This is a genomic window from Winogradskyella vidalii (genome assembly GCF_013403955.1).
Lineage (GTDB): Bacteria > Bacteroidota > Bacteroidia > Flavobacteriales > Flavobacteriaceae > Winogradskyella > Winogradskyella vidalii.
In genome coordinates this window covers 38,805-59,408 of record NZ_JABFDG010000008.1, presented here as the reverse complement: position 1 = coordinate 59,408, position 20,604 = coordinate 38,805, and the positions used below count along the sequence as shown (strand labels likewise).

The following is a 20,604-nucleotide window of genomic DNA, read 5'->3' as shown; positions in this document are numbered from 1 at the left end:
TTATGAACTATATAAAACATCTCAATTCAATATTTCAAATATTCTATTTAGATAAGCGATTAAACCCAACACATGTCAGTTTATATATGGCACTATTTCAATGTTGGAACGTTAACCGGTTTCCTAAAGAATATTATATCGATAGACAAGAAATTATGTTGCAATCTAAAATTGGATCAAAAGCAACCTATCATCGCTGCCTTAAGCAATTACATAGTTGGAACTACATACATTATTTGCCTTCTCATAACCCCTATAAAGGGAGCAAAATTAGGATGCTCATTTTTGATACAAGCTCTAAACAAGTTCTAAACAAGCGTGAAACAAGCACTGAACAAGCATTAGTACCTAATACAAACATTACTAAACAAAAAGAAAACATAACTAAAACTAAGCTACCAAAAAATGAATTTGAAGTTATTGTTTTTTTTAAAAGTAAAAAATGGCCAACGATTGAAGCTTCAAAATTTTACAATCACTATCAAGCGATTGGCTGGAAAATTGGTGGTAAAATAAAAATTGAAGATTGGCACGCCAGCGCTAGTAATTGGATGCTTAAAGCAAAGGCACTTGAAACTAAACATGTAGTGTCTCATAAAAAGGACAACTTGAGCACCTCAAAACAAAAAAATTATGGTCAACCCTTGTAAACTCATTGAAGAAAATATAGCATATTCTATTGGATCCTTTACTGGCAATGAAGTGATTTACGACTTTGAAAAAATATTAATTTATCTCGATGTTAAAGGAAAATTGCTATTTGGTAACCGTTTTAAAATCTATGAAGAAGACCATGATATTATTTTAAAACTCTGCCATTACCTTATAAAAGATGAAGACAATTGCGCTAAAAATGATATTGACATCAACAAAGGCATATTACTTTCTGGACCAGTGGGATGCGGTAAAACAAGTTTAATGTTATTGCTAAAACATATCGTCCCGCTACAAAAACCATATATTTTAATTCCGTGTAGAAATATTGTATTTGGGTTTAATCATATTGGTTATAAAATTATTGAAGATTATGGCTGTAGGCAATTCTTTTGCTTCGATGATTTAGGTGTGGAACCTATGGGACGACATTATGGAAAAGACTGTAATGTAATGGGAGAAATTCTGATCTCGCGTCACGAGATTTTTTTAGACCACAAGATAAAAACACATGCCACCACTAATCTAAATGCTGAAGAGTTGGAAGATCTATATGGTCATCGTGTCCGAAGTCGAATGCGCGAACTATTTAACCTTATTCACTTTGATGAAAACACCAATGATAAACGCAAATAAAAACACGTATTATGAAAATAGCCACCTTTAACATTCAGAATTTATTTCACCGAGACAAAAGCTTACTTGACAAACCTTTTGGAAAGAACCTCAACGATTGGATACAAGAACTCGATACATTGATGCTTCATCCTTCTAAATCCGTGAACCAACAAGACCGCATTAAAGAGTTATCATTTCTCATTGGTTTTGAAAAACCAAGCCCTCGCCCTTATGCTATTTTACGAAGAAAATCGGGATTTCTCTATATGAAAGGCTTAAGTCATTCTTTAGAAAATAAAGCAAATGATATAACCAATTGGAATGGTTGGGTGGAACTTCAAACTATTCCCATCCAATCGAAGGCAACGGATCACAAAGCACGGGTTATTGCTGATGTAAATCCTGATATTTTGTTATTACAAGAAATTGAAGACAGAGCCTCTTTTGAAGAATTCAATCAGCTCATTCTTCCAAAATATGGATGTCAACCGTATCCACAATCATTTGTCATACAAGGCAACGATATGAATAGTTTAGAAATGGGTATTGCGCTTAGAGAAGGGTATCATCTTGAGTCTGTAAGAACGCTCAACATAAACACCACCCTAAACGACGACGGTAAAAACCTCATCGTATATGAAATTACCACACCTTCCAAAAAAACAATTTGGCTGCTCAATGTCTACCTCATAAAAGACAAACAGGATAAAACCTATTCTGACACCATTAGAAAAAATCAAGCGACGCGAATTGCAGCGATTTATAATCAGCTTAAAGCAGAAGGTAAAACCAATATCATCGTTGCAGGCACATTTAATGCTCCTCCTTATTGCAATACTTTATCTCCTATAATCCAAGATACAGACTTAAAAGACATTACTAAACATGGTTCTTTTGAGGTGGACACTGACAAAGGGAATGATGCCAATTATTTTAGATTAGGTGCTTACCGTATGGGTGTAAATATTAAGCAAAACGATTATATGCTCTTCTCCCCTGCTCTATTTGATAAGATTACTTCGTGTGGCTTAAATCGTAAAGCAATGTGGCCAGAAAAACAACCACAATGGTCTATTTACAAATCTGTTTCTAATAAGAATATGGCTGCTAGTGCGCATCCTTTGGTTTGGGGGGAAATGTTAGAAATGTAATAGGATTATTGATGAATATTGGAATTACATTAACATTTTAAAAGATTACGATCGCGAAATTAACAACTCGTGGTGTGAAATAAATTAATCCTCTGCTATTATATAATTTAGATTAATCAGGTCTTTGAACTTCTTCCACGCCTTTGATATAGTATTTAGTGTCACCTAACCAGAAAAATGTTTGGTAGCGTTCAATATAGGTCAGTTTAATAAATGTCCCTTGAAAATTTTGCAGTTTATTTATGACATCTTGATCTGATTTCTCAACTGAGAAATTAAATTGTAGTTCTTCTGATACCCCTTGACTTAATTTTCCCTCCCAAGTTTTAAATATGACACCTCTTTTGCTGAACTTAACTAAATCACCTGATCTTACGCCCTCACTATAGGTCACAAAATATGCAAAACAGAAATATGCAGCAAAAATTAATAAAGCGCCAATTAGTATTTTAATTAAGATTTTCATCATTAAATTAGTTATTAATTACCTTCAAATTTAAGCTATTTTATAGATTTTTTATAGCTCATTTAAAATTAAAACAGACTCTATTCTTCATATAAATATCCTGAAAATATTTAACTATTATTATTTAAAAAAATTCATTGTCGATTTATTTAACTGTGTTTTACTGAGAACTTTGAATTCAAATAGTTTCTTAATAAAAATGTTGAGCTTTATTTCATATTAGTTACTTAAAGTAATCGCGTAAATATTATGCAGAAGGATTATATGCTCTTCTCTCCTATTCTATTTGATAAAAACGACAATTTGTGATTTAAATCGCTAAGCGATGTGGCCAGAAAAACATCCACAAAGGTCAATTTATAAATCTGTATTTAATAAAAATTTGGCTGCTAGTGAGCTACCTTTGGTTTTGGGGAAATTTTAAAAACCCTTGTTATTGGATTTTAAAAGATATTTAAAGTTAGTAGTTTGCAAATATTTACTAAATTGCTAGTAGTATAAAATAAATAACAAGCAACTTATGCTTTAATTTTATAAGAAATAAATAAAATTACATAAAAGATTAAATAAAATATTTATGGCAGAGAGTCTAGATGTTAAGTTTCATGTATTTGATTTAGAGTTTCAGGCTTATAAAGAACAATCTGGGAAGTTAGGAAGTTTTACTATTTTTAAGTCATGTATTAGAAAAATAAACGACGAAAAGACTGAAAACAGAAGATTTATAATTATTGACAGACATGAATCAAGAGACAAAGCGGAATCAAGAAAGTTATTTATATCTTCAGCTGCCTATTCTCATAAAGATAAGATGTTTAAATGTAAAATTAATTTATTAAGAGACAAAGCTCCTTCATTTCTAGACAAAGAAAAACTTACAATTTCATCTAACATAAATCTAAGAAATAAAGAACTTGTGGAAACTACTAATTTCTATGTTGACATGGATAAAAATAATTTCCCTACCATCATTTGTGAATATAACAATCTTGGTCCAAAAATTTCAGATATAGAATTTTACTTTAGAACTATCTCCTCAAGGAAGCACTTGTTTATTTCTAAAGCTTGTAAGGCTAAAATACATATGGAAAAATCAGTTGAGCATGTACTCGAATCAATGCAGGACATTTTTAGATTTAAGTTTAAGGCTAAACCTGAAAATCTTCCGTCACTTTATAGAAATATTGATGACGCTTTTATTTCTAATATGCAATCATTAGGAAATACAGTTGACCCGAAATCAATTAGAGTTGATTTATCTTTTAAAGATCAAAGTGGCAAAAATCTGACTAGTTCAACAAATCACAAAATGATGAGCACATCAAAAAAAATATTAAATGCTGTTCTTAACAACACCAAAGTCATTGAAGATATTGATGACTTTTTCATTGAATACGAAGATTCAGATGGGAATAGCAATGATTTCAGCCTTATTAGAGGTAAGGTTTTTTTAGAGTGCGATTGCCCTCTAAAAGATGGAAAAAAAGGTCTTTTAGATACCAAATTTCTATTTGAAGAGATAAATAGTAAATACTTAGATTATAAATCCAGTAAATAACATGTTTATAAAGATATTAGATATCTACTATAAAAGACCTTTGATATTCGATGTTATAATCAATATTGCTATAATACTTGGTGCCTTATTAATTGAAAAGAATAGTTATTACAAATTTGAATTTGATAGCAATTCACAAATGATTCCTTCCATTGGAATCACAATTTCAGGATTTATATTGACAATGTTAACTATTCTTCTAACTCTCAAATCAAATTCTATTATTAATAACGATAAGAACAAAAATTCTCCTGTTACATATGAAAATAACTTTAAAGTTTTTTTATCGTCAAATTTATATTCTAAATCAATTACAATTTTAAAAAATGGTGTAATCTATTTGCTAATGATTTCATTCCTGACTTTAGGAATTAGTGTCATACTTAACGCTATATATAATTCAATTGGTTTATATTTAAATTTAGTTTGTCTAGTATCGACGATATTGGTTTTTCTTAGATCATTTTATGTTATAAACCTTATTTTTGAAATGCAAACTAAAAGTCCTCAAAAAAATTAATATGCCAATGCCACCGACAATCATTCTTTTCTAAATAGAGCATTAAATAATTCTACTATAATTTCCTTCAAACTTTTCACAAGAGCAATTATAAACTCACTCATAGTCTTAGGCTTTTAATAATAGCTTGAAGTATAACCAAAGCAATAGCATTCTGAGACTTTTCTTTAGTTAAGTAAATAGCCTCGTCGGATTTAGATAAAAATCCTAACTCTAATAGTATTGACGCATTACTATCATTATCTCGTAATACCTGAAAGTTTCCATATTTCAATCCTCGATTTTTAATACCAAGAACATCTGTCAATCCTTTCTGTACTGTAAGCCCTAAATAAGTAGATGCTGATGCCTGCGCTTCACTTTTAGGATAAACAAAAACGTCTGTTCCAGCTGCGGTTGTATTTATAGCTTTATTGCAATGGATTGAAATAAAAATATCCGCTTTTAGTGTTTTTGCCAAAAGAGTTCTATCTCGAAGGGCTATTAAGGTGTCTGTATACCGTGTGAGAAATAACCTCAACGGATTCTCAAATAACGTATCATTGAGAACTACCATTTTAGAAGCGATTGCTAAAACGATATCTTTTTCCTTAATACCTTGTGCGGTCATAGCTCCTGGATCTCTTCCACCGTGTCCTGGATCTATTACAATAATGGGTTTATTTTCTTGGTCTTTCTCATTCTGCGTATAAGAAAGATTAAAAAAAACCAGGCAGAGTAGTAATACTATAATTTGATTTAACGTATACATCATAATCATTTTAGATTACACAATATTCAAGAAATCAACCACTTCCTTAACAATCTTCAAAAGTTTAACACCACTTAACGTTAAAATTTAGAGATTTTCTTCCGTCAGCTTCATTTCGTAATAGATTTCATAACGTATTAATCAAAACCTGCCATTTAGATCCCATCGATAAATGGCTAAATCTAGCACTTATGAAAAAATTAATGTTTACGCTATTCACATTTTTACTGACAACAGCCACAAGCTTTGCTCAGATTGGTGGTATTGAAGACTCCGTTAATGATGTTTCAGATACCATAAGAACCATATTTCCCATCATTTTGGGAGTCATTTTTTTAATTGGATTTCTCTTTAACGCTGGTCATTTCTTTGGAGAAAACGCAGATCTTAAAAAAGGCATTACCCGAGTTCTCGTATTTGTATTGATTGCAGGTGCAGTGGTAGGCATCTTTACTTACCTCATAGGCATCGTTGTCTAATGAAACGGTTTGAAGTCTATAAGAACATAAGAAAACGGGCAGCCATTTTTGGATTGCCCATTGCTCTATTTGCCTTAATGATGGTGGTTATTCTAGCCTCATTATTAATCATCATTTTCTCATTCAGCTTTGGGATTATAATTGGTCTGATGTTTTTTAATGCCAGCTTATATGTGGCTCTAACACGGATCACAAACCATCCACAGCTTTTTCAGATGACAAAAGCCTTTCCAAAACTTATAAGTAACAAAAGAATTTCTGTTTTAAATTATGAACACAATTAACCTTTCAAAATATCAACCCATTGTCGCTATTAAAGACCATATGGTATTTGCCAACAATGGTAATGTAGTGTTGTGCTATGAGGGGCATCTGCCAGAAATCTATTCCTTATCTGAAAAGGATTTTGAAGATATACATGGTGCATGGTTTCAGGCGTTAAAATCCTTACCTATTGGCACCGTGGTCCATAAACAAGACATTTATCTTAAAAAAAACTATCACTCAGAACCGCTTCCAAACACCACCTTTCTCGAAAAAGCCACACACGCGCATTTTAAAGGTCGTGAGCATATAACACACCACTGTTATTTGTTCTTCATCTTAACCAAGAACAAGGCTCTAAACCATCCTAAATATGTCAACCCTTTCAAAACAATTTCAAAAGGCATTGCACAAGAACTAGATGAAAATATTAAAAGCTTCGCCAACGCCGTAAACGATTCCGTTTCCTTTATCAACAACAGTCGTAAAATGGAATTTCGTCCACTACCACCAGAAGCTATTCAACAATTAACACGTCAATATTTCAATGGTTTCAACGAGGGGGTCGACACGGACATTTTATTGGAAAAGAAAAACGTCACCATCGGCGAAAACCATTTTGATGCACTTGCCGTCAACAGTGAATTATGCTTTGGAGACCATGTACAAAGTAGCAAAACCAATGAGAAATTTACTTCGGACGATTTTGTATTTCATCAAGGATTTATTGATGGTATAGGACTTACACTTAACGAGAATCACATTGTCAACCAGATTCTTTATCTGGACGACAAGCAAAAGTGGCGTAAGCTATTGGATAAGAAAATCGAGGAACTTAATAAGAGTTCCAATTTTGGTTCACAAAACAAAGTCGTTCTAGGAAAAATTCAACACATTTTAGATCAAATTAATGCCGATGATAATTCACGAATCATTCGTGGTCATCTCAATATTATCTATTGGTCAAAAGACGCTAAAACTTTAGATAAGATCACCTCACAAATTAAGACTGAATTTAAGGAATTGGATATCATTCCTTATTATCCAAGAGGTGAAGAGCGCAAAAATTATATCCTGAACAGTTACTGTTGCTTTTCATCCAATTTCTCAAACAACGATTTGTACGTTACCGATTTGAAACACGGGCTTTGTCTGTTCATTAATAACACCAATTACAAATCCGATAAAACTGGCATTATTTTTAACGATAGAGAACATAACATTCCGGTGTTAAAAGATGTTTGGGATGAAAAAAAGAAGCGCATCAAAGCTCGGAATTTCGCCATTTTCGCTCCCACAGGTGAAGGCAAATCATTTTTAGCTAATAACATCTTACGGCAATATTTTGAAAGTGGTGTACGATTAGTCATCATTGATTTGGGGGGTTCTTATACCAAATTTGCCAAACTCTATCCTGATAAGTATACCGTATTGCGTTATGAAAGCGGACAAAACTTAGGGATCAATCCCTTTTATATCAGCGAGGTCAAAGATCTGACTCCAGAACGCTTAGAGGATTTATCGGTATTTCTATTTGAACTGTTTGCTTCCGATATAAAAGTCACCAAAGCACAATCGGTTTCGGTTAAGAAAATATTGCGTCATTACTATCGTCATACATCTAAACAGCATTCGCTCGAAGACTTCTACAATTATATAGAAAAGCACCAGAACGATCTTCTGAGTCGCTTAAAAATCCATCCCGACTACTTTAATGTGACCAGCTTTTTGCACGTTATGTCTGAGTATGTTGGCGATGGTCTATATAGTTTTCTATTTGAAGTAAGCGAAGATCAGACGTATAAAATCGAAGATAAACGCTTAATTGTTTTTGAACTGGATGAAGTGAAAGACAATAAGGAAATTTTGTCGGTAATGTTGAAGTTAATTAAATCGGCGATCCAAAGAACCATATGGAAAAACAGAGCCGAAAAAGGCATCATTTTATTCGATGAGTTCGCGAAACAATTGAAGTTTGACAATGTCTTAGAAAGTGTTGAATTTTACTATCAAGCGATACGAAAACAAAATGGAGCTATTGGGATCATCCTACAATCCATTAATCAACTTCCAGACAATGCAACCTCAGCAAGTATTTTAGAAAACACCCAAGTTATCTATAGTCTGAATAATGAAAAAGGTTATGAAGAACTTGTAAAAAGACTCAACCTATCGAGCCATGATTTAAACCAATTAAAATCCATTAAAAACAATCTTTCTGGATCCCGGAAGTACACAGAAATGTTCATCAAAATCGGAAAGGAAAGCAACATTTTCAGGCTCGAGGTCCCGAAGGAAGTCTATGCCGCTTACTTAACTGATGGACAAGAAAATGAAGCTATAATGGCCATGTATGAAAAAAGCCAAAATATGGAAATGGCAATTAAAGAATTCACATCAAAACTATAATATTATGAAATTATCAAACAAAATTCTCGAACACTTAAGCCATAGACTTGCTCTCGGTAAAACAAAAATCAAAACATTAGTTTTGGGGGGCATCTTAAGTATTATTCTTTTATGCCCTGACAGGGCTACTGCCCAAGGCATGCCCACCTATGACAACACCAATTTTGTTAGTCTTGTAAAGCAATTGGTAGAATCGGGCAAACAAACTGCGCAATTGATTAAGTCTGTGCAATTTTTGAAAGACGCTAAAGAAGCGATAGAAAAAGTATCTAGTGTGGTACAACAACTCCGAGCGGTTGAGGAAATTGCACAAAACAATCAGCGTCTAATTCAAGTGATGCAAACTGATTTACAGGACATTTTGAACTCACCTTATATACAACCTGAAGAAGTAACTCGAATTGCAGAATCCTTTGATGCTATCGTTCAAAACGCTTTAGATACCGTAGATTTTATTGACGAAGTCCTATCGAGTGACCATCTAAAAATGACGGATGCAGAACGTGCTGAAGTTCTCAGAAAGAAGGAACAAGAATCTAAAGCAATGGTTGTGAACATCACGATAAAAACGAAGCGCTACAGCGCTATTATTTCCTTTAGAAAAATGCAAGACAAAGTTAATAATCGCGAAACAAACTTTTAGAAATGACCGCAGCGATTCTTTTAGGAATTGGACTTGAGTATATCGATACGATTTTTCAAACCATACAAAACAGCAGCTTCTCGCAATACACTATTGCAGGAATGAAAACGCTAGCGGTTTTGTTTTTCTTGATCAATATTCTAAAAAAATACAATGAAGGTATTGCAGATAAAGATGGGTATTCTTGGGGATTAAGTCCTGGTGAGCTCGCAAAGAATTTTGCTGTTGTGCTCTTGGTTATTTTCTCAACGCAGGTGTTAGGTTTTTTTGATGGCATATTAGTAGCCATTGAGGGGCAATATAGAGGGACTGCACCTGCGTTATTACCATTACAACTACAAGATTTACCACTTGAAGAAGATGTAGGCTTATTAGATGCTGCAAGTATGGCAATGACCCTACTTTATGAAGCTTTATTTACACCACTCTATGGATTCAAGCTCTTAGCCTTTATACTAAGCACCATGCTTTGGATTTTGGATCTATTTATCTACCCTCTGTTTTTAGCAGAACGCTTCTTTCTATTAGGAATTATGCAAGCCTTTTTTCCTTTGGTTATAAGTCTCGCCGTCTTTGAAAAGTTCCGTTCACTTGCCTATACCTTTTTTAAACTCTATGCAGCCGTCTATATGTTAGTTCCTGCTTTCTTCTTAGTCAATGTATTTATCAATGCGATCTATACGGAATTAAACACCAATTTCTGGACCAACTTATTTGGGACCGATTTTGGTCAAGGCTTTTTTGCACCCGTTGTAGAATTAGGCACCGTTGGCTTTATAGTTTTCTTAAAATTTAAACTCTATAAGCGCGCCACATCATTTACGTTAAGACTATTTACCAGCTAATCCATCTCTATATGAAAACACCCTACAAAAACATCTATAGCGTATTAAAGCTCAATCGATTTATTGTTTTAGCCGTGGTTATTTGCGCCTTACTATCGAGCACTTTTTCCGTTTGGGTCGTATTTAAGACCCATAAAAACGCCTTGGATAGTGTTTTTGCCATCAATACAGATGGTAGCATTATTCCGTTGAAACTCGTTAAACAAAAAGAAAATTTTAAAGTGGAAGCTTTGGCACATTTAGAACTGTTTCATAACTACTTCTATAATATTGATGCCAGCAATTATGAAAAAAATCTGGAAAAGGCGCTTTGGTTAGGCAATAGTTCTGTAGATAATTTGTATCGGCAAAAAAAAGCAGACGGTGTTTATAACCGATTATTACAATATTCCTTAGTTCAGAAAGTACTACAAATTACTTCAGAATTAAAGGAACACAATGGCTCATATACGTTTACTACAACTACCATTTTTGAAATTAATCGAGGCTCTATTGTCGATACCTATGAATTGGTTTCCACAGGGAATTTAATTAGCGTTGACCGGAACTTCCCAAACAATCCACATGGTCTTCTGATTACCAATTATTTTGAGAACACCTTAAAAAAGCTAAACGCTAAAAATTGAGTCACTAAAAAAATCCGCAAATGAAAGTAGAAAAGAACAAAATAGTATTTATAACAGTATTAGCCATTGTGTTCATATTCCTTATTTCTTATAGCCTAATGCTCATGGGAGATGATGACAATGAAAAGGACAGCCTTGAACAGACGTTGATTCCTGATTTAGAAGACAACCAGAAAACATATGATTCTAAATTAGATGCGCTTAATGATTTAAAAGAAGTACGCGAAACCAACGCTCCTAGTATCTATGATGAAAAATTAATGGACTCCATGGGATATTACGATCCAGAACTACCAGAACGCAATAAAAAACGCATTGTAGATAGTATTTACGCCGCTGGAAAAATTCAATATTCAGAATTAACACATCAAAACTATGGCCGTAAAGTTAAAACGCCCCCCCCTATAGCCATTGATTCTTCAGAAATAATTAGGGAGTTAAAAATACAAGCTAAAGAATTGGGCCTGGAACATCAACTATTTTTTGCGGCTGCCCCAACACCCAATACACTTTCAATTGTTGATCATACAGATACCACAATTTACGCCGTTGTTGATGGAGACCAAATTGTAAAAGCAAATACGCGATTGCGAATGCGACTTACTCAAGCTGCAATGGTCAATGGAAAGCAAATGCCTAAGAACACACTTTTATTTGGCTTTATAAGCTTTCAGCCCAATCGTGCTTTAATTGAAATTGAAAACGTCAATCATCAACCCACAAAACTCAAAGCTTTCGATTTACAAGATGGCAGTGAAGGTATTTATGTGGAAAACAACTTCAGAGCCGAAGCGACCAGTGAAGTTCTGGACGATGTTATAGGAGATATCAATATTCCAACAGTTCCACAGGTCGGTGGCATTACAAAAGTATTGAAACGTAGTAATCGAAATGTGAAGGTTACCGTACTGAACAATTATAAACTTATTTTAAAACCAAAATTATGAGCTCACAATGGGCATTTAAAACACACTCTTATGAAAACGTATATGAGCATTCTAACCCTTATTATCACTTCCGCTTTTATGGGAGCCCAAACATCAACAACACTTGACACTATTTACGCCAACGACACCAAAAATGTGGCTCTCTTTTTCCCAGAACCTATCCGCCAAGGCATCACAGGTTCAGATAATTTTGTATTTACCTACAATCGTGATAAAGAACAGTACTTCGGTTTATTACAAGCCAAACAAGGCAAAGAAAGCAATCTATTAGTCATTAACAACAACGGTTCCATATTTTCCTATATTGTAAAATATAAAGCACAGCTTCCTAAGCTTAATTATTTTATTCCACTAGCCTCTAGTATTGGGAATGAAAAACCAAAAGTTAAAGATTCTATTCAAACTGAAACTTCTGAAAAAAGTATTGAACACGACACTTATTATTATCAAAAATTCTGTTCATATTTACTAGATTTAAAACAACACTTTGGTTATTTTACAAAGCGACATAGTCGTGTGATTCTGAGTCTTGAAAATATAGTTTTTGATAAAGAAGCGCTTTACTTCGTTATTCAAATTCGGAATAATTCTACTTTAGATTATGATTTAAACTTCTTAAAACTTTCCATTGAAACGCGACAAAAAGGTAAAAAGAAATCATTACAACGTTTATATCAAGAGCCTATTTTTAAACATCATCTGCCTTCTAAAATTGCCGCCAATGAAACGGTAAGATTTATATATGCTATGCATAAATTTTCACTATCGAAGGATCGAAGAGTTATTTTAGAATTGAACGAGAAACATGGCGAACGAAATATAGAACTTAAAGTATCGCATAGATATATCAATAACCCCAATTAATACGGTAATGAAAGGCACCGCTATGCTCCCATTGGAAGATTTTTGACCTTTTTTGTATCCAAAAAACATAAGAGTTACAATTTTTAAACATAGAGTAAATATTTGCACCTCCTAATTTGGATACACTTATTTCCTAAAAGCCGCAGACATTAGCGCTATTTCCGAGTTTTTAATTCCGATGTCCTTTGCCACTGCCTTCCAATCTTTAACTACGGTTAACACGTCAGTAAGTATGCCATTCATTTCTGTATCATTTAACCTAAAATACGCGCCAGCACTTTTAGCAAGGTCAAAGCTTAGAGCATTATCGTCCATATCTATATTCAAAGACAATCCTTCTTTTTCTATTGAAGGATTTAAATCGTACGCTGGTGATAAAATCCAACCTTTAGCCGTTAATAGAAATCCATGATTACGCATATGATCATCCGTATTAGAAATCGCAATATTGAATACGATTCGACGCCAAAGTTGATGTAAATTAGCGTCTACATCGGCACCATAATTCTCTATAAATTCAACAATTTCAAGATAACTTGGTGCAGAATCTTTGAGAATATCTTCTGTGTTTCCTGTCATCGTCATTGCAGACGCGAAGTGAATACGTTTTCTATTTTTTCTATCAAAACGTCTCGTTAGAAAAGTGTGGTATTCACCACTAATCTTTTCTATTTTAGAATCTGCCATTTGAATTCCTGCAGCAGTCGCTAATTGATATGCTAAAAACTCCCAAGCGGCTTTATCAACGGTATCGGTCTTTGATGGAAATTTTGCAATCCAAAGATTCTTCTTGGCATCCAGAATATTCGCCTTTGGTCTTGCGCCACCGAGAGAAGATCCAGGCGCTATCAAAACGGCGATCCATTTTCTTATAGCATCACTATAATCATCACTTTCTAATTGATTTACAGCCTCTTGAAGTTCACCAAGTGAAGACCAAGGAGGTGTTGGATTTTGGTTGTCATTATCTAAAAAAGGACCATCTATTTTCGTTTTAAAGCGCAGGGCTCCCATTCGACTCTCATCATAAACTCCAAGAAGATAATCAATTTCATAGAGGGCACTTGCTTTTTCATTCTTTGCCCTAGCCTCTTGCGCCGCCCTACGCTTCATTAAGGTCTTCCCCCAAGTGTCTGGCATACTATCCAAAAAAATCCCAAAATTCTCCTTGTTATTGGGATATTGCGGTCCCGAATAGAACAGGATATCAGGATCTAATAATCGCTGCGCATCGGTCTTTAGCCAATCTTTACCATACTCAAAACTAAAGGCCTTTTTACCTTTCGCAAAATGCGCAGAAAGCACACCAACGAGGGTTGGAGTTTCTAAACCATCCCAATCTGCAAATACGTATATGTCAAATTTTCCTTTAGCCATTTTGCTTATAATAAATCAAGATCCTGTAATTTTCGTCCAAACTCATCATCGACAGCGAGCTTAAGAAAATCGTCTTGAAGATTCAACACTCTAAACACATTAAAATAGTGCCCTATAGCTACAGCTGGGTCTCCTTTTTCTATACGATAAAGCGTTGCTCTGTGAATACCTGCACGTTCAGAAACCTGCTCTGTTGTTAACTTCCTTCTTTTTCTTGCCAGCTTTATATTCTCGCCTATCTGTTCAAAAATCTTCTGATATTTAGGAAGAAGAATGGTTTTCTTAGAATTCATTTTGTCGCTTATTTAAAACAAATATAGACATATCGCTACAAATAAGCGACAATAATCGATACACTTTATTTCTAATCACTTAAAAATTGATTGTACCTCTTCATAAATCCTATCAAAATTAGCTTGTAAGTCAGCCTCAGAATAATCCCGTGACCTTCCAGGTAATCGTTTTTCAATTCTAGGCAATTTAAATTGAACTTTTCTATCCTTTCCATCAGCGAACGTAATAAATTCGCCTTCTTTTAGTCTAAAAAACACATCAGCTCTAATTTTGGCCACTTCACGTTCCCCTGTGGTAATTCGGGTGTCAAAATTGAGATTATGACCACGATTAACACTAGTAGTTTCTTTTTTTACAATTTCAAAAAAGCGTTCATAATATTTCGCGGTGTCTGGATCATTTACCTTACCAAAGAACTGATACGATAAATTACTCAAAATGGCTTTACTAGCCTTATCTCCATACATCATATCGTTTTGAATTTTGTCTTGCATCACGTAAATCGTGGCAATATCATAACTTCGTAACGTCGCAGGAATGCGGTGCATATTTAGTAACCGAATTGTAGGAGCTTCTTCCATGAGTAAAAATGAAGGGTTTGAATTTCGCACGCTCATTTGCTTTGTGATGGTATGCACTATAGTGGCGATAATTGGCGAATACGCAGTCTCATATTTTGGAGTATTAACGACTGAAATCACAAGCGGTTGCTCTTGCGTATTAATATTAAGAGGAACATCATCTGCAGATAGGATCATAAAAATACGTTGTGTACTTATTTTTTTAAGCGCATTAGCCAAGGTACTTTTTACACCTGCGGTTTGCCTATCAGAATCCTTACCACTAATAAAAGCATCCGCCATCGCTCTAGATGTTGTATTAGAATTTAAAAATGCGATTAAACTATCGGTATCTAAAAATTGATACATTGCTATTAAGTGGGGCAATGTACACAGGTGTGGATAGGAGGTACGTAATTTCCAAATCAGTCCACCGATTAGTCCTTCAGCAGCATCATTAAAGAACTTGGTTGTACCTATACTCCCCGACTCTCTTTGTTCTAATAAGTTTTCAATTAGTACTCGTGCCACTTCGTTGACGCTTTCCTCATTAATCATATATCGAGGTGCAATTGGATTCACGCGATCAAAAATAGTATCGAATGAAATCACTTTAAAATCAATTTGTTTTTTTTCAAATAAAGGAAATGCCATTTCTGTAATTTCAAAGTTTTTATAATCGTGGATGACACCCGAAAATTTGTAGTTGCTAAAATGCTGAAGAAAATTAAAAACGACACTCTCTGTTTTCCCACTTCCTGCAGAACCGATTATTGAAGCGCCTCGTTTGATATTATTAATTTTAAAACTACCACGTTTAGTTTTAAAATAAACCTGGTGCTTAGCATCAAAATTATATTTTTCCTTGTGAAGAAACACATATAAAACGGTGTTTATAAGCAAGAGTATACAGCCTATAAGAAGCAACATTATATACCATTGCTTTTCGTAGTAGCTGAAATTAAAAAGTAGCCCTAAACAAATTACAGTCCAAATAAGATTCATAAAAAAGGCATATTTAGTTATTTTGAAAAGGCTATAAAATAACAAGCTCATTCCAAATATCACTCCAATAACAGCTATAATTCCCCTTATGTCCATGCTATATACCAATGGAACTTGATTTAATTGCCACCTCCACACCACGTTTTAAATACCTAATGGTTTTGAGCGCTAACTGTACTTGATTTGTTGGAATACTAGCCATAGGCACACCAGATTTCGACAACATCTTAAAAGCAATCGCTTTTTCACTTGCAGGCAGTCCCAATAATGTTGTAAAGTAGAGCTTCGGATTTTTAATAAAATCTTTTTTCGATTTATAGGATGCCACATAGTTCCGTTTGTAGCCAAACGTTTTATCAAAAGTGCTTTCTGCTTTTGTAAAAAAGGCATCTCTATCAAATCCTCGTTTCACTAATTTTCCGTTCATCATAACTTCCGACGCTTTGTATTTAGATCCAGGAGACAAACTCACAGAATTTGAAGCATCTTTTCTACTTACTACAATATGAACATGACTTTGATTACCCGCTTTTTTCATGCCTTGAACAATTCGTTTTCCATTCTGTTGATGCGGTGCATCAGCCTCCAATTTAAGTATATCGGATTTCATATGTTTCGTATTACCTTCTAATTGACCTTGCTCAATTTTTCGAATAGCCTGTTTTAACTGCAATATTTTTGTAGCAAATGGTTGGTTCTCTCTTACTTGTTTATCTGTACCTTTAAATTTACGTTGGTGTTCAATTTTAGCAAAATATTTTATGTTGTCGACAGTTATTGGTTTACCATTAATTTCACGATTGAAGGACTTTGCATAATCAGTCATTAGAGCTCTAGTATATCTTTTTAAATCTTCAGTATTATTTTGTAAGTTTCGTAACTCTGATGGACTCGGATTTATGGTAATAGAATAAAATTTCGGTTCTTTCTTTTTGAGTTTTGCTGTATTACCATCAATGTCTTTCACGACTTCTTTAGCTTCTATTTCATCTCCATATTGGTTAAAAAAGTGCTCGACATCGTCTTGCGCCAAGCCTTGATTTTCTTTCTCTAGGTATGCAACAAAATCCGCAGAACTTTGCGAATAATCGCCCCCTAATTTTTGAGCTGTGATGGTGATATACATATTTTTATAAGTGATTATTAGACTCTTTTTTTTCTACAAACCGAACGTTCTTTTGTTTGAGTTCTTTTTCCAAAATGCGTTTCTTTTCTGCTGACTCAAATTCCATAAACAAGGATTGTAACATAGCAGTTGTAGGTTTGTCATGGTGCTTTTCAATGTCTTTTATGATGGCGATTACCGCATTGATTCGTTTCTTGATTTGACTTTCTAAGGTTTTCATATTCGGTCCTAAAGTTTCGTTTGGAGATATCCCATTAGTTTCAAAAAAGTCGAGCATCATTAAAAGTGTCATTGATTTTGAGCGCGACATTTTTTTACAAAATTCATTAAATTTTTGAGCCACTGAAGTTTTAATACTTAGGCTTTCAAAGCGTTCTTTTTCATATCCTTTATCCATATTTCCTTGAAAAATTTGTTGTTCTTATTGGGCTAACAGCTTTTTTCCGTGAAAAACGATGGTAAAACTTCAAAAACCAAAACAATCAATTGCTATAAACTATTGATTTTATTAGTGTTTTGGAAAAACTAAAAATTGAAACATCGCGCTAGCATGTTACCCTCTTGCTATTCCTTTTCGTCCAGCTCGCTGGACAAAAAAAATACCATTTCATCCAAAAATGTAATGGCTTTTTAACGATTGCTAATTGTAATTCGATTTTTTAAGAGTGTTATTCTTGAAGTTTAAAAGTATCTTTAAGGAATGGCTCTTTTTGTTGCAGAATATAAAATAACATGACAAAAAAAAACCTCTAAATAATTAGAGGTCCTGGGTTAATAATTCAATTATAAATCTTCTAAATATTAAAAACATAACTATAAGTGTATAAATTTTTAATCATTTCTTCGTCTATCAGGCTATCATAATCTGCGCCAGTTTCGTCAACATACTTTTTAATGGAATCTCCATAAAGATATGTAACGTGTTCTCTTGAAACTTGTAAAAGTTCCTCTTGCTTTTCCGAACTCAAATCTTGAAATTTAATATAAATCATATCTCAAAAATTTAATATAAATCATATCTCAAAAATTCAATATTCACTTGGAAGCATCAGCGTATTATTTACAAAAAATAATCGCAATTCATCCAAAGGAAAATCGGTTACATTATATCGGTGCGTTTCAAAAATTTTATCATTTCCATCACTATAATTAATGATGGCTTCGCATTGCTTTTCAAACTGTTCCTTTTCAGAAAGTCGTTTAAAATCGATGGTAATAAATTCACTTCTATTCGATAAACTTTTTGCAATTACGGATGCATCAGTAATCAGCCAAAAGCATTCCGCTTCGTTGGCTAAATATTTTAATCCATCAGTAAAACGCGTTCCAATTAATGGAATTTTAAAGAACATTTCTGTACCACAAAAATGTTGCAAATCGGTTTTTATTTTGTTAACTTTATCATTCATTGTAATTCTATTTAATAAGATTAATAATGAAAAAGAGAGCGCATCTTTCCACAGGAACGCTCTCTTTTAATTTTCAACTATTCCGTAGCGCCATCGCCTTTAATTCCCAAAAGCAAGATTTCATCTACGACCACTTCGGTAACATATCTTTTTTCTCCCTCTTTGGTTTCATAAGAGCGTGAGGTTAGTTTACCCTCTAATGCTACCTCTTTTCCTTTGCCTACATATTTTTCAACGATTTCGGCAATTTTTCCCCATGCTACAATATTGTGCCATTGGGTGTTTGTTACTTTCTCTCCCTTAGAATCTTTGTAAGATTCATTGGTTGCGATTGAAAATTTTGCAACTTTCTTTCCGCTTTCAAGGTTTGTGATTTCTGGCTCGTTTCCTACGTTGCCAATTAACTGTACTTTGTTTCTTAGAGTGCTCATAATTAAAAAATTTAAAGATTAATATTGACCTATCTGAACCATTCAGAAAGGCTTTGTTATTGATTTACTTATTATATCCAGAGCGTTTTCCTTTTTTTGTTTTTTTAACTTTTGTTCCGCTTCCTTTTTATTGATTTTGTAAGATTTCATAAGATTCATTTTAGATTTACTTCCCATAGAGCCGACGCTGTTACCTTCTTTTTGTTGCTTAGTGCTTTCGATATTCAGCTTTGTTTAGACATATAAAAAGTGCGAGGCACGAGCCTGATTATGCTGTCGTTCAAAGCTGAATGTTGTTATTTTGCTGTCAAAAAAAGGTATGACGGTGTTGGATTACGGAAGTGATTCTAAATTCTTTGTGAAATACAAAATCATAGGAAGTGGAACAAAATGCAAATATATTTTTCCTTATTTAGCGGACTTGATTCACGCTTTTTACTTGGAATGTAGTGTTCCTTTCCAGAGAAGCGGAAAGGGTTAACGTAATGGAAAGTCAAAAGTGTGGATTAGGTCCAAGACTTTGATAATGAAGTTCTTTTTCTGGAATGTAGTTTTTACGGAATGGAAGGAAATGTGCTGAATGGGATAGTAAAATAAATTCCCCTCGTAAATTGAATATTTATTTTTAAAATAGTTTCTCTTGAATATCTAGAATACCATCTTCTTTTGACACTTTATTCTTTTTCAAAATGTCTTTTAGAGCTTTTCGTCGTTTATCGTAAATCCATTTTCTAAGATTATTCAACATACCCATTTCATAATCAGACAGTTCTTTTGGTGCTATTTCAGTCATAGCTTCTAATTGTCCATTGTTTCTAGACTGCATTGCATATTGAAGCCCTAGCCATGTATAAATATTTACCCATTCTGTTTGCATAGGTGCTTCATAAGTTCTTGGCATTATGTAAGCTAAAGCCTCTGTAAGTGATGCCATTTTTTCATGTGTCATTGAGCAAATGATTCTTGATAATTTTATCCTTCCAAGTATGTCTTTTGGTATGGTATCTTGCCATGCGGATTTAAAAACAATAATTGGACTTGCAAGACAATCCATAAAATCGAAAACGAAATCACTCTTATCCTTTTTAGTTGGTTTTACTACTTTTTCTTTTGCTGATATCGGCTTACATTCAAAACCGAAATCGAACTGAACTACTTTTAAATTTTCCATGATGTAAGATTTTAAATTAAACGCTATCTAATAATACTTGATAATTCACAGGATGCTTTTCTCTGTAATAAGCTAAATGACTTTCTCCACTATCGACATCGTAATTTTCACTACTTAATTGATAATGTTCTTCTGCTTCTTGTAATGTCATGTCGGGTTTTTCGGATACTTGTTTCATAATTCTAAGATTTTTTGATTAAACAATATTTGAGCAGTACCTAAACGGAAGCTAAAATCACAGCTCAAAAGGAAACGGAATAAATAAGCGTTGGATGATGGGTAGGCTTTATGCCGTAGTCTTTTGACGGGTGTATTTTACGAGTTTACCTTTGCGCTGATATTGATTGAATACTTTCTACTTACCCATTTTCATGAACGACTATATAAAAAAATAAGAGCCAGCACGAATGCTGACCCTTACTTCCAACAACAAAAG

23 protein-coding genes are annotated in these 20,604 nt (G+C 33.8%); 11 read left to right on the top strand and 12 right to left on the bottom strand.

The annotated features are described in order from the left end of the window. Positions 1 to 2: 2 nt before the first annotated feature. Genes HM982_RS16100 through HM982_RS16090 form a run of 3 tightly spaced genes read left to right on the top strand, consistent with a single transcriptional unit; the run spans position 3 to position 2,423 of the window. Positions 3 to 650: a hypothetical protein gene (locus tag HM982_RS16100; RefSeq protein WP_179354364.1), complete on the top strand. Its 648-nt coding sequence runs from the start codon at positions 3 to 5 to the stop codon at positions 648 to 650. Beyond that, positions 634 to 1,290 carry a P-loop NTPase family protein gene (locus HM982_RS16095; protein ID WP_179354363.1) on the top strand — a complete coding sequence of 219 codons (657 nt, stop codon included), beginning with the start codon at positions 634 to 636 and terminating at the stop codon, positions 1,288 to 1,290. Before HM982_RS16100 ends, HM982_RS16095 begins: the two co-directional genes overlap by 17 nt. 11 nt (positions 1,291 to 1,301) lie before the next feature. Continuing rightward, positions 1,302 to 2,423, top strand: a complete 1,122-nt coding sequence (locus HM982_RS16090; RefSeq protein ID WP_179354362.1) for an exonuclease/endonuclease/phosphatase family protein — start codon at positions 1,302 to 1,304, stop codon at positions 2,421 to 2,423. A gap of 112 nt (positions 2,424 to 2,535) precedes the next feature. Here HM982_RS16090 and HM982_RS16085 read toward each other — a convergent pair whose 3' ends face one another. Continuing rightward, positions 2,536 to 2,892 (bottom strand): 6-phosphogluconate dehydrogenase, encoded by a 357-nt coding sequence (locus tag HM982_RS16085; RefSeq protein ID WP_179354361.1) that lies wholly within the window; start codon positions 2,890 to 2,892, stop codon positions 2,536 to 2,538. A 574-nt stretch (positions 2,893 to 3,466) separates the two neighbouring features. On the opposite strand from HM982_RS16085, the gene HM982_RS16080 reads away from it, so the two are divergent. Next, entirely contained in the window at positions 3,467 to 4,447 is a 981-nt protein-coding gene (locus HM982_RS16080) for a hypothetical protein (protein WP_179354360.1), read from the top strand. A gap of 620 nt (positions 4,448 to 5,067) precedes the next feature. Here the strand turns inward: HM982_RS16080 and HM982_RS16075 are convergent. Continuing rightward, positions 5,068 to 5,721 (bottom strand): N-acetylmuramoyl-L-alanine amidase family protein, encoded by a 654-nt coding sequence (locus HM982_RS16075; RefSeq protein ID WP_179354359.1) that lies wholly within the window; start codon positions 5,719 to 5,721, stop codon positions 5,068 to 5,070. 188 nt (positions 5,722 to 5,909) lie between these two features. Between HM982_RS16075 and HM982_RS16070 the strand changes: the two genes are divergently transcribed. The 7 genes from HM982_RS16070 (at position 5,910) to HM982_RS16040 (ending at position 12,795) form a co-directional block, all read left to right on the top strand. Further along, a complete protein-coding gene (locus HM982_RS16070) occupies positions 5,910 to 6,197 on the top strand; it encodes a hypothetical protein (protein ID WP_115812857.1) in 288 nt (95 codons plus the stop codon). A gap of 270 nt (positions 6,198 to 6,467) precedes the next feature. Further along, a complete protein-coding gene (locus HM982_RS16065) occupies positions 6,468 to 8,870 on the top strand; it encodes a TraG family conjugative transposon ATPase (protein WP_179354358.1) in 2,403 nt (800 codons plus the stop codon). Between the two features lie 67 nt (positions 8,871 to 8,937). Beyond that, positions 8,938 to 9,513: a conjugal transfer protein gene (locus tag HM982_RS16060; protein ID WP_449489501.1), complete on the top strand. Its 576-nt coding sequence runs from the start codon at positions 8,938 to 8,940 to the stop codon at positions 9,511 to 9,513. A gap of 2 nt (positions 9,514 to 9,515) precedes the next feature. Continuing rightward, positions 9,516 to 10,358 carry a hypothetical protein gene (locus tag HM982_RS16055; RefSeq protein ID WP_179354356.1) on the top strand — a complete coding sequence of 281 codons (843 nt, stop codon included), beginning with the start codon at positions 9,516 to 9,518 and terminating at the stop codon, positions 10,356 to 10,358. 11 nt (positions 10,359 to 10,369) lie between these two features. Beyond that, positions 10,370 to 10,984, top strand: a complete 615-nt coding sequence (locus HM982_RS16050; protein WP_179354355.1) for a conjugal transfer protein TraK — start codon at positions 10,370 to 10,372, stop codon at positions 10,982 to 10,984. A gap of 20 nt (positions 10,985 to 11,004) precedes the next feature. Then, on the top strand, positions 11,005 to 11,931 hold the full coding sequence (traM, locus tag HM982_RS16045; RefSeq protein ID WP_179354354.1) for a conjugative transposon protein TraM: 927 nt from the start codon (positions 11,005 to 11,007) through the stop codon (positions 11,929 to 11,931). A 30-nt stretch (positions 11,932 to 11,961) separates the two neighbouring features. Beyond that, positions 11,962 to 12,795, top strand: coding sequence for a DUF4138 domain-containing protein (locus HM982_RS16040; protein ID WP_179354353.1), 834 nt, complete (start codon positions 11,962 to 11,964; stop codon positions 12,793 to 12,795). Between the two features lie 126 nt (positions 12,796 to 12,921). On the opposite strand, the gene HM982_RS16035 is transcribed toward HM982_RS16040, so the two are convergent. The 10 genes from HM982_RS16035 to HM982_RS15990 all read right to left on the bottom strand — a co-directional run bounded on the left by HM982_RS16035 (position 12,922) and on the right by HM982_RS15990 (position 20,346). Beyond that, positions 12,922 to 14,172 carry a type II toxin-antitoxin system HipA family toxin gene (locus HM982_RS16035; protein WP_179354352.1) on the bottom strand — a complete coding sequence of 417 codons (1,251 nt, stop codon included), beginning with the start codon at positions 14,170 to 14,172 and terminating at the stop codon, positions 12,922 to 12,924. 5 nt (positions 14,173 to 14,177) lie between these two features. Further along, positions 14,178 to 14,465, bottom strand: a complete 288-nt coding sequence (locus tag HM982_RS16030; RefSeq protein ID WP_092470001.1) for a helix-turn-helix domain-containing protein — start codon at positions 14,463 to 14,465, stop codon at positions 14,178 to 14,180. Between the two features lie 75 nt (positions 14,466 to 14,540). Then, positions 14,541 to 16,127 (bottom strand): type IV secretory system conjugative DNA transfer family protein, encoded by a 1,587-nt coding sequence (locus tag HM982_RS16025; protein ID WP_179354351.1) that lies wholly within the window; start codon positions 16,125 to 16,127, stop codon positions 14,541 to 14,543. 1 nt (position 16,128) lies between these two features. Continuing rightward, positions 16,129 to 17,157, bottom strand: coding sequence for a MobB family relaxase (gene mobB / locus HM982_RS16020; protein WP_179354350.1), 1,029 nt, complete (start codon positions 17,155 to 17,157; stop codon positions 16,129 to 16,131). Between the two features lie 4 nt (positions 17,158 to 17,161). After that, positions 17,162 to 17,554, bottom strand: coding sequence for a BfmA/BtgA family mobilization protein (locus HM982_RS16015; protein WP_179354349.1), 393 nt, complete (start codon positions 17,552 to 17,554; stop codon positions 17,162 to 17,164). A 397-nt stretch (positions 17,555 to 17,951) separates the two neighbouring features. Then, positions 17,952 to 18,125, bottom strand: a complete 174-nt coding sequence (locus tag HM982_RS16010) for a hypothetical protein (RefSeq protein ID WP_179354348.1) — start codon at positions 18,123 to 18,125, stop codon at positions 17,952 to 17,954. Positions 18,126 to 18,185: 60 nt separating this feature from the next. Further along, on the bottom strand, positions 18,186 to 18,566 hold the full coding sequence (locus tag HM982_RS16005) for a DUF6876 family protein (protein WP_179354347.1): 381 nt from the start codon (positions 18,564 to 18,566) through the stop codon (positions 18,186 to 18,188). Positions 18,567 to 18,643: 77 nt separating this feature from the next. After that, a complete protein-coding gene (locus tag HM982_RS16000) occupies positions 18,644 to 18,997 on the bottom strand; it encodes a single-stranded DNA-binding protein (protein ID WP_179354346.1) in 354 nt (117 codons plus the stop codon). Between the two features lie 625 nt (positions 18,998 to 19,622). Then, a complete protein-coding gene (locus tag HM982_RS15995) occupies positions 19,623 to 20,168 on the bottom strand; it encodes a hypothetical protein (RefSeq protein WP_179354345.1) in 546 nt (181 codons plus the stop codon). 16 nt (positions 20,169 to 20,184) lie between these two features. Further along, positions 20,185 to 20,346 carry a hypothetical protein gene (locus HM982_RS15990; RefSeq protein ID WP_179354344.1) on the bottom strand — a complete coding sequence of 54 codons (162 nt, stop codon included), beginning with the start codon at positions 20,344 to 20,346 and terminating at the stop codon, positions 20,185 to 20,187. Positions 20,347 to 20,604 lie beyond the last annotated feature (258 nt).